11 protein-coding genes and 1 pseudogene are annotated in these 14411 nt (G+C 63.8%); 6 read left to right on the forward strand and 6 right to left on the reverse strand.

Features of this window, described 5'->3' with window-relative positions; genetic code table 11:
• The first annotated feature begins 10 nt into the window (after window positions 1-10).
• The 6 genes from kdpA to LB532_RS17810 are packed head-to-tail and all read left to right on the forward strand — an operon-like array spanning window position 11 to window position 8095.
• Window positions 11-1711 carry a potassium-transporting ATPase subunit KdpA gene (kdpA, locus tag LB532_RS17785; RefSeq protein WP_140641743.1) on the forward strand — a complete coding sequence of 567 codons (1701 nt, stop codon included), beginning with the start codon at window positions 11-13 and terminating at the stop codon, window positions 1709-1711.
• Window positions 1712-1723: 12 nt separating this feature from the next.
• Complete coding sequence (locus LB532_RS17790) at window positions 1724-1954, forward strand: hypothetical protein (RefSeq protein ID WP_224557016.1); 231 nt, start codon at window positions 1724-1726, stop codon at window positions 1952-1954.
• Complete coding sequence (gene kdpB / locus LB532_RS17795; protein ID WP_140641741.1) at window positions 1951-4044, forward strand: potassium-transporting ATPase subunit KdpB; 2094 nt, start codon at window positions 1951-1953, stop codon at window positions 4042-4044. The genes LB532_RS17790 and kdpB overlap by 4 nt, the downstream gene beginning before the upstream one ends.
• Before the next feature lie 12 nt (window positions 4045-4056).
• The gene (gene kdpC, locus LB532_RS17800; RefSeq protein WP_140641739.1) at window positions 4057-4626 is read left to right on the forward strand and encodes a potassium-transporting ATPase subunit KdpC; all 570 of its coding nucleotides are present in this window, start codon (window positions 4057-4059) and stop codon (window positions 4624-4626) included.
• Between the two features lie 53 nt (window positions 4627-4679).
• Window positions 4680-7406 carry a sensor histidine kinase gene (locus LB532_RS17805; RefSeq protein ID WP_140641737.1) on the forward strand — a complete coding sequence of 909 codons (2727 nt, stop codon included), beginning with the start codon at window positions 4680-4682 and terminating at the stop codon, window positions 7404-7406.
• Window positions 7403-8095, forward strand: coding sequence for a response regulator transcription factor (locus tag LB532_RS17810; protein ID WP_140641735.1), 693 nt, complete (start codon window positions 7403-7405; stop codon window positions 8093-8095). The genes LB532_RS17805 and LB532_RS17810 overlap by 4 nt, the downstream gene beginning before the upstream one ends.
• Before the next feature lie 118 nt (window positions 8096-8213).
• On the opposite strand, the gene LB532_RS17815 is transcribed toward LB532_RS17810, so the two are convergent.
• From LB532_RS17815 to LB532_RS17840, 6 genes and pseudogenes are all read right to left on the reverse strand, one after another.
• A complete protein-coding gene (locus tag LB532_RS17815; protein WP_140641733.1) occupies window positions 8214-9650 on the reverse strand; it encodes an MFS transporter in 1437 nt (478 codons plus the stop codon).
• A gap of 175 nt (window positions 9651-9825) precedes the next feature.
• Window positions 9826-10307: pseudogene (locus LB532_RS17820) on the reverse strand (DUF992 domain-containing protein).
• Window positions 10308-10402: 95 nt separating this feature from the next.
• Window positions 10403-11410, reverse strand: coding sequence for a hypothetical protein (locus LB532_RS17825; RefSeq protein WP_140641731.1), 1008 nt, complete (start codon window positions 11408-11410; stop codon window positions 10403-10405).
• A gap of 9 nt (window positions 11411-11419) precedes the next feature.
• A complete protein-coding gene (locus LB532_RS17830; protein WP_140641729.1) occupies window positions 11420-12430 on the reverse strand; it encodes a hypothetical protein in 1011 nt (336 codons plus the stop codon).
• A gap of 407 nt (window positions 12431-12837) precedes the next feature.
• The gene (locus LB532_RS17835) at window positions 12838-13314 is read right to left on the reverse strand and encodes a DUF992 domain-containing protein (RefSeq protein WP_140641727.1); all 477 of its coding nucleotides are present in this window, start codon (window positions 13312-13314) and stop codon (window positions 12838-12840) included.
• A gap of 205 nt (window positions 13315-13519) precedes the next feature.
• Window positions 13520-14374: a tetratricopeptide repeat protein gene (locus LB532_RS17840; RefSeq protein WP_140641725.1), complete on the reverse strand. Its 855-nt coding sequence runs from the start codon at window positions 14372-14374 to the stop codon at window positions 13520-13522.
• Between the last annotated feature and the right edge of the window lie 37 nt (window positions 14375-14411).

Here is a 14411-nt window from a genome sequence, read left to right on the forward strand (position 1 = left end):
AAGCCAAATCATGACTATCAACGGATGGATACAGATCCTTCTCTATTGCGGGATCCTGGTTTTGCTCGTGAAGCCGCTGGGCGGCTACATGCATCGCGTATTCACCGGCGACCGCAGCTTGCTGTCGCCGGTGCTCGGCCCCGTCGAGCGGGGCCTTTATCGCCTGGCTGGAACCGGCGACCAGGAGCAGCACTGGACGGGCTATGCCGCCGCCATGCTGTTGTTCAACCTTGCCGGTTTCCTGTCGCTCTATTTCCTCCAGCGCCTGCAAGGCGGCCTGCCCTACAACCCGGCCGGCATGAGCGCGGTCGAATCGGGGCTCGCCTTCAACACCGCGGCCAGCTTCATGACCAACACCAACTGGCAGAACTACGGCGGCGAGAGCACGATGTCCTATCTCGTGCAGATGGCCGGCCTCACCGTGCAGAACTTCCTGTCGGCGGCCACCGGCATCGCCATCGCCATGGCGCTGATCCGCGGCTTTGCCCGCGCTTCCGGCAAGTCGATCGGGAATTTCTGGGTCGATATGACCCGTGCCACGCTCTACGTGCTTTTGCCGCTCTGCGTCGTGCTCACCATGGTCTATGTCTGGCTCGGAATGCCGCAGACGCTGGGAGCCTATGTCGACGCCACCACGCTGGAAGGCGCGCAGCAGACCATAGCCGTCGGGCCGGTCGCCTCGCAGATCGCCATCAAAATGCTCGGCACCAACGGCGGCGGCTTTTTCAACGCCAATGCCGCGCATCCCTTCGAGAATCCGGGCGCCATCTCCAACCTGATCCAGATGCTGTCGATCTTCGCCATCGGCGCGGCGCTCACCAATGTCTTCGGCCGCATGGTCGGTAACCAGCGCCAGGGCTGGGCGATCCTGGCCGCCATGGGCGTGCTGTTCATCGCCGGGGTCGCCGTCTGCTACTGGGCGGAAGCCGCGGGCAATCCGCTGCTCCATGCGCTGGGCATCGACGGCGGCAACATGGAAGGCAAGGAAACCCGCTTCGGCATCGCGCTTTCGGCGCTGTTCGCGGTCATCACCACGGCGGCTTCCTGCGGCGCGGTCAATGCCATGCATGACAGTTTCACCGCGCTCGGCGGCATGATCCCGCTCATCAACATGCAGCTCGGCGAAGTCATCGTCGGCGGCGTCGGCGCCGGCTTCTACGGAATCCTGATGTTCATCCTGATCGCCGTCTTCGTCGCCGGTCTGATGGTCGGGCGCACGCCCGAATATCTCGGCAAGAAGATCGAGGCCAAGGAGGTCAAGATGGCGATGCTGGCGATCCTGTGCCTGCCGCTGGCGATGCTGATCTTCACGGCCATTGCGGTGGTCCTGCCGAGCGCCGTGGCATCGATCGCCAATGGCGGTCCGCACGGCTTCTCCGAGATACTCTACGCCTATACGTCGGCGGCGGCGAACAACGGCTCAGCCTTCGGCGGCCTCACCGGCAACACGCCTTGGTACAACATCACGCTGGGCCTCGGCATGCTCATGGGCCGCTTCCTGGTCATCATCCCGGCGCTCGCCATCGCCGGCTCGCTGGCGGTGAAGAAGACCGTGCCCGCCTCGGCTGGCACGTTCCCGACCGACGGCCCGCTGTTCGTCGGACTGCTGGTCGGCGTCATCGTCATCGTCGGCGGCCTGACCTTCTTCCCGGCACTCGCCGTCGGACCGATCGTCGAGCATCTGGCCGCCATCCACTGGCAGACATTCTGAGACGGAAGTGTCGTGGCTGAAACGGAAATGTCCTGGTTCAATAACAGGCATCGCAACGATCGCCATCCCGCCCACAACGGAAAGGAGGAACGGCCTCCTCCTTTCCCCACCATGTCGACATTCCTCGGCATCGCCGCCGTCATGATCGTTCTGTGGTTGCTGGCCTACGGGCTTCTGCATCTTGTTTCGGCCTCCGACCGTTCGGTGCCGTCCAACAACACCGAAGCTGGAGCTTCAAAATGAGCCAGTCGAAATCAGCGAGCATCATGGATGCCCGCATCCTGTGGCCCGCCATCGGCGGAGCCTTTAGAAAGCTGAACCCACGCACATTGGCCAGGAACCCGGTAATGTTCGTCGTTGCCGTCGTCTCGGCGCTGACATCAGTGCTTTTCGTCAAGGACCTCGTCAGCGGCGGCGGCAATCTCGGCTTCACCATCCAGATCATCATCTGGCTGTGGTTCACCGTGCTGTTCGCCAACTTCGCCGAAGCCGTCGCCGAAGGCCGCGGCAAGGCGCAGGCCGATTCGCTGCGCAAGGCGCGCACCGAGACCCAGGCCAAGCTCCTCGCCGGCGAGGACCGGACGAAATTCAAGCTGGTGCCCGGCACCAGCCTGAAAGTGGGCGACGCGGTGCTGGTCGAGGCCGGCGACATCATCCCCTCCGACGGCGAGGTGATCGAAGGCGTGGCTTCGGTCAACGAGGCGGCGATCACGGGCGAATCGGCGCCTGTCATTCGCGAATCCGGCGGCGACCGCTCCGCGGTCACCGGCGGCACGCAGGTGCTCTCGGACTGGATCCGCGTGCGCATCACCGCCGCCGCCGGCCACACCTTTCTCGACCGCATGATCTCGCTGGTCGAGGGCGCCGAGCGCCAGAAGACGCCGAACGAGATCGCGCTCAACATTCTGCTCGTCGGCATGACGCTGATCTTCGTGCTGGCCACCGCTACCATCCCGAGCTTCGCTTCCTATTCGGGCGGCTATATCCCGGTCACGGTGCTCGTCGCTTTGTTCGTGACCTTGATCCCGACCACTATCGGCGCGCTTTTGTCGGCCATCGGCATCGCCGGCATGGACCGTCTGGTGCGCTTCAATGTGCTCGCCATGTCCGGCCGCGCCGTCGAAGCGGCCGGCGACGTCGACACACTTTTACTCGACAAGACCGGCACGATCACGCTCGGCAACCGCCAGGCGACCGAATTCCGGCCGGTGAAGGGTGTCACCGAGCAGGAACTGGCCGACGCAGCGCAGCTTGCCTCGCTCGCCGACGAAACGCCGGAGGGCCGCTCGATCGTCGTGCTGGCCAAGGAGAAATACGCCCTTCGCGCCCGCGACATGGCGACACTGCACGCCACCTTCGTGCCTTTCACCGCGCAAACCCGCATGAGCGGCGTCGATTTAGACGGCTCCTCGGTACGCAAGGGCGCGGTCGATTCAGTGCTCGCCCATGTCAACCAGTCGACTGTCGCCAGCCACGCGACGCGCCCGAACAGCGATACGATCAGGGATCTCCAGGCGATCGCCGACGAGGTCGCCAAATCGGGCGGCACGCCGCTTACGGTCGAGCGCGACGGACGCCTGCTCGGCATCGTGCACCTCAAGGACATCGTCAAGGGCGGCATCCGCGAGCGCTTCGCCGAGCTGCGCAGCATGGGCATACGCACGGTGATGATCACAGGGGACAATCCGATGACGGCAGCGGCCATCGCGGCCGAAGCCGGCGTCGACGACTTCCTTGCCCAGGCGACGCCGGAGGACAAGCTGAAGCTGATCCGCGACGAGCAGGCCAAGGGCAAGCTGGTCGCCATGTGCGGCGACGGCACCAACGACGCACCGGCCCTAGCCCAGGCCGACGTCGGCGTCGCCATGAACACCGGCACGGTGGCCGCGCGGGAAGCAGGCAACATGGTGGACTTGGACTCCGATCCGACCAAGCTGATCGAGATCGTCGAGATCGGCAAGGCGCTGCTGATGACGCGCGGCTCGCTGACCACCTTCTCCATCGCCAACGATGTCGCCAAGTACTTCGCCATCATCCCGGCCATGTTCGCCGTGTTCTACGTCGCGCCCGGCCAGACCACAGGTCCGCTGCAGGCGCTCAACATCATGCATCTGGCGACGCCGCAGAGCGCCATCCTGTCGGCCATCATCTTCAATGCGCTGATCATCATCGCGCTGATCCCGCTGTCGCTGCGCGGCGTCAAATACCGGGCGATCGGCGCCGGGGCGCTGCTCAGCCGCAACCTGCTCGTCTACGGCCTCGGCGGCATCATCGTGCCGTTCGTCGGCATCAAGATAATCGACATGGCCGTCACGGTCCTCGGCCTTGCATAAGGGATCATTCCGATGCTCAAGCAAATCAGACCCGCGATCGTCATGGTCGTCTTCTTCACCGTGCTGACCGGGCTCATCTATCCCCTCGGCATGACCGGCATCGCCCAGGCGCTGTTCCCGAAGCAGGCCAATGGCAGCCTGATCGAGAGGGATGGCAAGGTGATCGGCTCGGAGCTGATCGGCCAGGCCTTCGCCAGCGACCGCTATTTCCACGGCCGGCCCTCGGCCGCCGGCAACGGCTATGACGCCGGTGCTTCCGGCGGCTCGAATCTCGGCCCGACCAACCCCAAGCTGATCGACCGCATCAAGGGAGACGCTGGGAAGCTGAAAGCCGAAAACCCCAATGCGCCGGTTCCGATAGGCCTCGTCACGACATCGGGCAGCGGGCTCGATCCCGACATCAGCCCCGACGATGGTTATTTCCAGATTCCACGTGTCGCCAAGGCAAGGGGCATCGATGAAGCCAAGGTCAAGGCGCTCGTCGACAGCCATGTCGAGGACCGGGAGCTCAGCGTCCTGGGCGAGCCGGTGGTCAATGTGCTGGCCCTTAACCTCGCATTGGACGACATAGCCAAGCAATGAAGAACAGCCCCGGGGATCGACACCGTCCCCTGCGCCGTTCAAACTGGATGCCGATGCCGGACGACAGAAGCAACGTCGAAAACAGACCTTCCCCCGACGCGCTGCTCGAGCATGCCGAGCGCGAGGGCCGCGGCCGTCTGCGCATCTTCCTGGGCGCGGCACCGGGCGTCGGCAAAACCTACGAAATGCTGATGTCGGGACGCGCCAGGCTGGCCGACGGCATCGACGTGGTGATCGGCGTCGTCGAGACGCACGGCCGCAAGGAAACGCTGGCCCTCGTAGAGGGCTACGAGGTCATTCCCCGCCGTCCGGTCGAATACAAGGGGCGTACCCTCGACGAGATGGACATAGACGCCATCCTGGCACGCCGCCCGGCTCTGGTCCTGGTCGACGAACTCGCCCACACAAACGCGCCCGGCAGCCGCCACCCCAAGCGCTATCTCGACGTGCAGGAAATCCTGGCGCGCGGCATCGACGTCTACACGACGCTCAACATCCAGCATGTCGAAAGCCTGAACGACGTCGTCGCCCAGATCACGCGGGTCAGGGTGCGCGAAACGGTTCCCGATTCCATCATCGACCAGGCCGACGACGTCGAGATCATCGATCTGACGCCCGACGACCTGATCAAACGGCTGGAGGAAGGCAAGGTCTATTTCCCCAATACCGCCCAACGCGCCATCGAGAACTATTTCTCGCCCGGCAATCTTACGGCGCTGCGCGAGCTGGCGCTGCGCCGCACCGCCCAGCGTGTCGATGAACAACTGCTCAACCACATGCAGTCCCATGCCATCCAGGGCCCATGGGCGGCGGGGGAAAGGGTGCTCGTTTGCCTGGACGCGCGTCCGGGCGGGGCGGCGCGCGTGCGCTATGCGCGCAGGCTGGCCGACCGGCTCCGCGCCCCATGGACGGCGCTTCATGTCGACACGCCCCGTTCGGCCGCCATGTCGGAGGAAGAGAAGGACCGGCTGGCGACCCATCTGCGCCTCGCCGAGCAACTCGGCGCCGAGGTGACGACCATTCCGGGCCAGAACGTCGCGCAAGACATCGTGCGCCATGCGACGGCGAACAATTTCACCCATATCGTGGTCGGAAGGCCGACCCGGTCGCGCTGGCGGGAATTGATCGAGGGCTCGCTCACCTATGATTTGATCCGCAATGCCGGCGACATCAGCGTCCATGTCATTTCGGGAACCGAGCGCGATACCGACGCAGCATCGAGAAAGGTCCGGACGGCGGCCGAGCAGCGGCCGTTCCAGATATGGCCATATCTGTTCGCCACGGCCTATGTCGCGGGCTCGCTGGCCGTCGGCACGGTTCTCGATCAGTTCCTCGACGTGCGCAATCTGGCGATCGTGCTCTTGCTGGCGGTGCTGACATCGGCGGTGACGTTCGGACTATGGCCTGCGCTGTACGCCTGTTTTCTGAGCGCCCTTGCCTTCAACTACTTCTTCCTCGAGCCGCGCTACACGCTGACGATCAGGGATCCCGAGAGCATCGTTGCGTTTGCCGTCTTCCTTGTCGTTGCCGTCATCGCCAGCAACCTGACGGCGCGCGTGCAGCGCCAGGCCGCCGCCGCCCGCTCACGGGCGCGGGCGACGGAGGACATCTATCTGTTCTCGAAAAAACTCGCCGGCGCCGGCACGCTCGACGACGTGCTGTGGGCCACCGCCTTCCAGATCGCCTCGATGCTGAAATTGCGCGTCGTGCTGCTTTTGCCCGAAAATGGCGCCATTACCGTCAAGGCCGGCTATCCGCCCGACGACACGCTGGCCGAGGCCGATATCGCCGCGGCGCGCTGGGCCTGGGAACACGACCGTGCCGCGGGCCGTGGCGCCGATACGCTGCCCGGCGCGAAGCGGCTCTATTTGCCGCTGCGCACCGGCCGCACGGCGGTGGGCGTGGTCGGCCTCGACAATGACAAGCAAGGTCCGCTGCTGACGCCGGAGCAGCAGCGCCTGCTCGACGCGCTGGCCGACCAGGCAGCGGTCGCCATCGAGCGCATCCAGCTCGTCGCCGACGTCGATCGTGCCAAGCTCGCGGCCGAAGCCGACAGGCTGCGCTCGGCGCTGCTGACCTCCATCTCCCATGATCTGAAGACGCCGCTCGCCGCCATCATGGGGGCGGCCGGGACGCTCAGGGAATTCGCGCCTGACCTGCCCGAGCAGGACCAGACGGAGCTGTTGTCGACGGTGGTCGACGAAGCCGAGCGGCTGAACCGCTTCATCGCCAATCTGCTCGACATGACCAAGATCGAATCCGGTGCGATGGAGCCGAACTATGCGCTGCATTATGTCGGCGACGTCGTCGGCACCGCGCTCGACCGCGCCCGCAAGATCACCAGCGAGCACAAGATCGAGGTCGACATTCCGCCCGACCTGCCGATGTTGAAGCTCGACCCAGTGCTGTTCGAGCAGGTCCTGTTCAACCTGCTCGACAATGCATCGAAATATTCGCCGCCCGGCTCGACGATCCGCCTGCAGGGCTGGACCGACATCGGCTCCGTCGTGCTTCAGATCATGGATGAGGGATTGGGCATCCCTCCGCAGGATCTTGAGCGCGTGTTCGACACTTTCTACCGGGTGCGCAAGGGCGACCAGGTGCGCGCCGGCACCGGGCTCGGCCTGTCGATCTGCCGCGGCTTCATCGAGGCAATGGGCGGCACGATCTCGGCCGCCAACCGGACCGACCGTTCGGGTGCTGCCTTCACCATCAGGATGCCGGTGGCGGCGGAACTGTCCGGCAATCGTATCGGCTCCAGCGCGGATCAGCCTCGATGACCAATTCGAGCGTCAGGATACTGGTCGTCGATGACGAGCCGCCGATCCGCAAGTTGCTCCGGGTCGGCCTCGCCAGCCAGGGCTACGCGGTCAGCGAGGCACCGAACGCCAAGGCGGCTATCGAGCTGATGGTGCAGGAAAAACCGGATCTCGTGCTGCTCGACCTTGGCCTGCCCGGCATGAGCGGCCATGAACTGCTGCGCAAATGGCGCGACGACGGCTTCGACATGCCGGTGGTCATTCTCTCCAGCCGCACCGACGAGGCCGGCATCGTCGGTGCGCTCGAACTCGGCGCCGACGACTACATCACCAAGCCGTTCGGAATGAACGAGCTGGTGGCGCGAATCCGCGTGGCACTGCGGCACAGATTCCAGCAGCAGGGCGAGAGGCCTGTATTCCAAACCGGTGATCTCAGCGTCGACCTGGTCAAGCGCATCGTCAAGGTCGGGGGCAAGGAGGTGAAGCTGTCGCCCAAGGAATACGACATTCTGCGCATTCTCGTGCAGTATGCGGGCAAGGTTCTCACGCACCAGTTCCTGCTGAAGCAGGTGTGGAACGATTCGACCGACGTGCAGTATCTCAGGGTTTATGTCCGGCAGTTGCGGCAGAAGATCGAGAAGACGCCGGACCAGCCGCGCTACATCACCACCGAGACCGGCGTCGGCTATCGCTTGCGCGAGGTCGAATGAGCGTTGCCTGGACTGATTAATGCATGTCGCCCAAAAGTGAATCTCGGTTTTGGGATAACGACATGCATAAACAAAGGGCTAAAGCGCGTCGCATGAGTTCGTTTCGACGCGACGCGCTTTAGCCGACAGCTTCCGGCAGCCGGTTCGCGGTCGTCGATGTGCGCAGGGCGGCGAGGCAGCCAATAATGCCGAGCGGCACGAAGGCGAGGAACAGCCAGGTCGCCACGTCAGCCGCCGCGTCCTGGTTCAGGCCTTGCGAAAAGCCGCTGGCATTGGCGACGATGCCGGCAAGGGCGGCACCCACCGCATAGCCGATACGCTGCATGGTCGGCACCGCGGCCGAGGCGATGGTCTGCTCATCTTCCGGCGCGGAGGCCACGATGACGCGCGTCAGGAACGGCCAGGCAACGCCGAAGCCGCCACCCTGCAAAAGGGCGCATACCAGGATCAGCGGGATCGAGCCTGCCGGGATGGTGTAGGCGAAACCAGCGAGGCCGGTTGCGATCATCAGGGCGCCGATGACGATGATCGATCTCTCACGCTCCTGTGGCGCGTTGGCGACAAGGATCGACAGGATCGACCAGGCGATGGATTCGGCGGCGATGATGTAGCCGGTGGTCAGGAGCGGAATGTGGTGCAGCGTGGTCAGAAGCAGCGGGCCGTAGATGGCAAAGGAACAGGTCGCCACCGAGAAGGCGGCGACCATGGTCATGCCGCTGCCGACCGGCGTGCGCCACGAGAACAGCTGCGAGGGGAAAAGCCGCGATTTCGGCTTCAGCGCATCGACACGGAAGAACAGCACAAGGCCGACCAGGCCGAGCACCATCAGCAGCGATGAGCGCAGAAGGGCGATGTCGACGCCCGCCGAGGCGATCAGCACGACGGCGACGGCGAGGCAGCCAAGCGCTATGAACGGGAAGGGTGGTGCCTTGCCCGCGCCGGCACTAGGCCTCGTCGCTTCCGGCGTGTCGAGCACGACGAAGCTCGCCAGCGCCATCGCAGCACCGCCGAACACGAAGATGCCGAAGGCCCAGCGCCATGACAGAAGCTCTGTCATGATCGCGCCAAGCATCGGCCCGCTGAAGGCGGCGACGCCCCAGATCGCCGACATGATACCGAAAAGCTGCGGCCAGATGGCCTGCGGGAACAGGCGCTCCACCGAGACGAAAGCCAGCGACACCAGCGCGCCGCCGCCCAGGCCCTCGATCAGGCGCCCGGCCAGGAACAATTGCATCGAGGGCGCGGTGGCGCAGATCAGCGCGCCGGCCGCGTAGAGCAGGGCCGCGACCATCATGTTGGTGCGCAGCGCCACATAGCTGACCAGCCGTCCGGCCGCGGCACCGGCGACGATGGCGCCCAGTTCATAGATCGCCAGCGACCAGCCGACGAGCTGCACGCCCGCCAGTTCGCCGATCATGGCGGGCATGACGGTCGCCACCATCGTCTCGTTGGTGGCGTGCAGCAGGATGCCGAGGCTGATGAAACAGAAGCGCGCGAGGTCGCCGCTCGCCCACAATGCGCGCCAGTCGACCCTGTTTGTGCTGATGTCGGTCACTTCGGTCCCTCGAATTTTCATATCCCGATGCAAACGCATGGCGCCAGGAGCCAGCTCGGGTGTCCGGCAGGACCACGGTCGGATGGGTTTGTAGAACCTCAACCAAGCTTGAGCTCAAGCGATTTTCTTGGACATGTTCGTGATGCCCGCATCCCTGGCCGCCATCGCCGGCCGATCAGTTCTCCGTGCTGCGCAGCTGGAACTGGCTGACACCGATGGCGAAATTGATGCCGGTCTGGGTCTGCAGGCTGAGCGGCTGCAAGTGAAGGACTGCGAGAAGCCGCCAACCAGCAGATTGGCACCGGCGCCGACGGTTGCCGTCACCTCGGCGCTGGCGCCGACATAGTCGCCGGCCAATGCGCCCGGCGCGTAGATGTTCTTCAGCGGCGTCAGCACCAGCCATCGCATCACCGCCTGCTTGGTCGTGCCGATGTCGAGTCCATATTTGTTGACCGCGCCGAAATAGGCTTCCGGCGCGAAAGTCTTGTCGGCAGGGGTGAAGGTGCAGCTCAGATCCTTGCTCGAGCCGAAGATGAAGCCGGTGCCGCCTGATATGGCGCATTCAAGCGTGCCGAGCTCGACGCCCCGGTCCTGCGCCTGAGCCACGGCGGGGCTGGCCATGCCAATGATGGCTGCAAGGATCATTTTGCGCGTCATGGGCCCTCGTACGGTTGCTGCAAGCATCATTGCGGCAAAACAGATGACACTGCTTCTCCGGCGAAGGGAAGATGGTGCCGGCACTGCGTGCCAGGTTAGTGCACGGGGTCCGGCCGGTGATCGTCGGACTTTGGCCGGCAACCGTCTATGGCGGGATGTATCGTCCACTGGTTTTGAGGCTCCTGCTGGGACGCGACGGTCAGTGGCGATCCTGCCGTCTCGACCGCTTCACACCAGCGGGCGGGACTGCCGTCGGGAACCGGGGATTCGTTCCAGCTGCCGTTCCAGGTGCCGATCTTCTGGCAGTGCTTGATCGGATGGATTTCGTTCCAGCCGTCATGTGCCGAATCGTAAACCCACGTTCCCTTGACGAACAGGATGTCCGCGCCGCGGCGCGTCGGATCGTTGACATGAAGATCGCCGAGATTCTCATCGAGGTCCGTCGGATTGGCTGTGTCGAGCAGGCCGACTATGCCGCCGACAATGACGATGGCCGCGGCGATGAGCGACAGGACCGCGCAGGCGATCCAGCCGAAGAAGGGAATGGCGCAAGCAACCGCCGCGGCCGTGGCGACGGGAATTGCGGCAAGGCAGGCTATCATGAGGTCGTAGACGCCGGCCCCTTCGAACTCGCAATGCAGCACCGCGGTCGGGTCATCATTGGCCCATTGCCGCGCTTCCAGCCCTTTCCAGTCGAGGCCCGCGCCCTGGATCGCAGGCGTGTTGGCGATCAGGCGTCCAAACGGCGCGATCTTTTCGGCCGTTGCCTGGTTGGTGAATTCGACCACATTGCCCGGGACCAGATTGAGACTGTAGTCTGTGTCGAAGCGATCCAGTCCCGACTTCTCCTCCGGCGGATCGATCTTGAGCAGCCAGCCGACCGCGCATTCGTCGCCACCGAGACAGATCAGCCGGTCGTAGAGCCACCAGCGGCAATAGGCCAGTATGGCCGCAAGCGCCACGAGCATGACGGCCGGTCCGGGGATGGCGCCCAACAGGATCAGTGGCAAAGCGACCACGGCCGCTGCGATGATCATCTGCCCGTATTGTTTGCCTTGGTGATTTCCGACCGATATGCATTTGGTGTAGTGCCGATAAGCCATGGCGATCCCCTATCGCTCCACATAGAGCGTCACGCCGCCGGCGAGACCGCGCGCCGAGAAAGCATGAACGTTGATTGCCTTGCGGCCGGTGAAAACGGCTGGCGGTTCGATGTCGACCGTCACGGAGATTTCTTCGCCCGGGGCGAGATCCGCTTGCGTTGGCTCGAACGTGACGAGCCAGCCCGCGGGTAGAGGATGCGATTGACGGCTGTGGCCGGCAGGCACCGCCGCGATCGTGCCGGGGAAGGTGCGCAAGGGCCGGCGACGCGGCCTCGGGCGAGGGCGCGGCTCACAGACCGGCAATTCAGGAAGGGAATAGGCGTCGGCCTCAAGGCGAAATCCCATCCGCTCTCGCTCGCCGTTGCGCAGACGAAACTCAAATCTTGCGGGCGAATGGGCGACACCGACGGTGGTGTTATCCTGGCCAAGGTTGTTGTTCGGGTTCACATCGTCGAGCCAGTCGAGCAGGACCTGGATGCAATAGTGACCAGGCACCGCCGGAGTTCGCCATTTGACCGACGCAAAAGCCGGGTGATTGGCTCCGCCCTTGACGCCGAGATCGGTCCTTGTCTCATCGATCCAATGCGACACCGTGCCGATGCCGAAACTCAGATAGGAGAATTTCACCGGCAGATCGACGACCGGGGCTTCGGTCGAGTTGTTCCAGATACGGGCGACGATTTCGTATTCGGTGTCGGGCGCCAGCATATGCGGCGCGACAGGATTGCCGCCGCTTCGGATCTCGATGTCAGGGTTGTCCCAGGTGACGGCGAGGCCCTGGGCCACCAAATAATACTGGGCATAGATCAGGGGATCCGGCCGCTTGTAAGCGGGGTCGCTGATCTTGACGCAGCGTTGCGGCCCGCTTCGGTCCAGCCGATCGGGGAGCTTCATTCTTTCGCAGAGCAGTTTGGCGAGGGCGCAGATCCGGGCAGCGATCTGGCGCAAGTTCGATGGCCAGTCGGTGAAGGCGTCGGCGAATGCGTTCAGGAAATCCAGTATTTTGGGGAGCGGGTTCATGGCCGGTCTGAGGCCACTTCGTCAACGTCGTTGTCGACGCATGAAAAACCAGACAGCGGCAATCAAGAATGGTGCGAGTATCAGAAGAAGTTCGAACGATCCCGACCCGCCATCGGGCGAAAATCCGAATAACTGCTCGATGAAATCCATCACGGCCTCCGGCAGCTGCAACAAAATTGCATTCGACGATGTCTTTACATCTGCCGGAGCTCGCGCGCGTTTTCACGCAGGGCCACCAACATTTCCGGTTGGTAGCACAAAAGGAACAAGTCTTCCATCTTCATAATCGCGAGTTGCTATCTTGGCATGGCGACAACAAATGCAAAGCGCGCGGCGAAAACCAAATCCGCCGCGCGCTACCTGATCACCGCGCGGTTGCTGTCCGCGCCGAGAAGATCGGCGTACCGTCACTTCAACGAGTGGATCAGCTCCAGCGAGGTGACGGCAACCGCCAGGTTCACGCCGGTCTGTGCCTGAACGCTGAGCGGCTCCAGCATGAAGGCACTGTCGAAGCCGCCGACCATCAGGTTGGCGCCGCCGCCGGTCACGACGCTCGCCTCGGCGTTGACGCCGTAGTAGCTGCCGGCAAGGTCGCCCGCGTCGCGGTCACGGGTCGCGGCAAACACGGCCCAGACCAGCTGGCCCTGGTGCGTCTGGCCGAGATCGACGCCGAGCTTGGAGATGACGCCGGTGTAGATCTCGGACGGTCCGTGATGATAGGGCCGGAAGACGCAGGACACGCCCTTGTTGGACGTCACGATATAGGCGGTGCCGCCATCGATGGTGCAGTCGAGCGTGCCGAGCTGCAATCTGCCGGCGCTTGCCGGTGCAACAGCGAACATGGTCGTGGCGAGCGCAGCGGCGCAGACGAGTTTCTTGATCATGGGAGGTCCTTTCGCAAAACGCTTCAAAGTAACGGCTGGGTGGCCAGAGCGTTCCGCTGAAACCTTGGCGCGAACAAGGCAGGCGATCACGGCTTGCAGCGAGGTTAACGCGCGGTTGCCGGATCGATGGCGATCTTCAGGGCCGCGTGTCCTTTCGGCCACGCAAACAACCCGTAATGGTTAGCCGGGTTTGCTGAAGCCGACGTCAGCTGGCGCTGGCGCCGACACGCGACAAGCCATCCTTGGCCGGCTGGTAGGTTGGGTCGAGGCGCACCGCTTCGCGGTAGGATTTCTGCGCCTTGGCCTTGTCGCCGCGCCGCTCGTAGATCAGCGCCTGGTTGGACCAGGCTTCGGCGTTCTTGCCGTCGAGCTTGATGGCCATGTTGAAATCGGAGAAGGCATTGTCCTCGTCATTGGTGGCGAGGTAGGAAAGGCCGCGGCCGTTGTATGGTTCGGCGGCGTCCGGGGCCAGCGAGATGGCGGTCGAGAAATCCTCGATGGCGAATTTGTGCTGGCCTTGGCTCTGATAGATCAGGCCCCGATTGTGATAGGCGCGGGCATCGGTCGTGTCGAGCTGGATCGCCTTCTGGAAATCGTTGAAGGCTTCCTGGGTGCGGCCGGCCTTGCGGTAGAGATTGCCGCGGCCGATATAGGCGGCATCGTAGTTGCCGTTGATCTGGATCGAGCGGTTGTAGTCCGCCAGCGCTGCTTCCTGATTGCCGAGGAAGCGCTGGATGAGCGCGCGGTTCGAATAGGCCTGGTAGAAATTCGGATTGAGCTGGATGGCCTGGTTGAAATCCTTGAGCGCCGCCTGGTACTGGCCGCCCCGGCCATAGGCCGAGCCGCGCACATTGTAGCCTTCAGGATCCTGCGGATTGCGCTGAATCACCGCCGAGAGCGAGGAGATATTCTCGCTCGACCCTTGCGCCTTGTCGATGTTGTTGAACTCGCCGGTCGGGCCTGAGGTCTGGCAGCCGGCAAGCATCAATCCGGAAAGCAGGGCTGTCGCCAGGGCAAAGCCACGAAATGTGGTTTTGCTCTCCACGCTGATTGCGTTCATGTCTGCCCTGTCCTCACTTGCCGCGTCATTCAGGTCC

Source organism: Mesorhizobium sp. ESP-6-2 (genome assembly GCF_020164675.1).
In the GTDB taxonomy this organism is placed as follows: Bacteria; Pseudomonadota; Alphaproteobacteria; order Rhizobiales; family Rhizobiaceae; genus Mesorhizobium.

Bases quoted from the DNA above. Each gene is read 5' to 3' on its own strand.
- kdpC (WP_140641739.1), top strand. From the start codon at position 4,057: ATGCTCAAGCAAATCAGACCCGCGATCGTCATGGTCGTCTTCTTCACC.
- LB532_RS17830 (WP_140641729.1), bottom strand. From the start codon at position 12,430: ATGAACCCGCTCCCCAAAATACTGGATTTCCTGAACGCATTCGCCGAC.
- kdpA (WP_140641743.1), top strand. From the start codon at position 11: ATGACTATCAACGGATGGATACAGATCCTTCTCTATTGCGGGATCCTG.
- LB532_RS17810 (WP_140641735.1), top strand. From the start codon at position 7,403: ATGACCAATTCGAGCGTCAGGATACTGGTCGTCGATGACGAGCCGCCG.
- LB532_RS17825 (WP_140641731.1), bottom strand. From the start codon at position 11,410: ATGGCTTATCGGCACTACACCAAATGCATATCGGTCGGAAATCACCAA.
- LB532_RS17840 (WP_140641725.1), bottom strand. From the start codon at position 14,374: ATGAACGCAATCAGCGTGGAGAGCAAAACCACATTTCGTGGCTTTGCC.
- kdpB (WP_140641741.1), top strand. From the start codon at position 1,951: ATGAGCCAGTCGAAATCAGCGAGCATCATGGATGCCCGCATCCTGTGG.
- LB532_RS17835 (WP_140641727.1), bottom strand. From the start codon at position 13,314: ATGATCAAGAAACTCGTCTGCGCCGCTGCGCTCGCCACGACCATGTTC.
- LB532_RS17805 (WP_140641737.1), top strand. From the start codon at position 4,680: ATGCCGGACGACAGAAGCAACGTCGAAAACAGACCTTCCCCCGACGCG.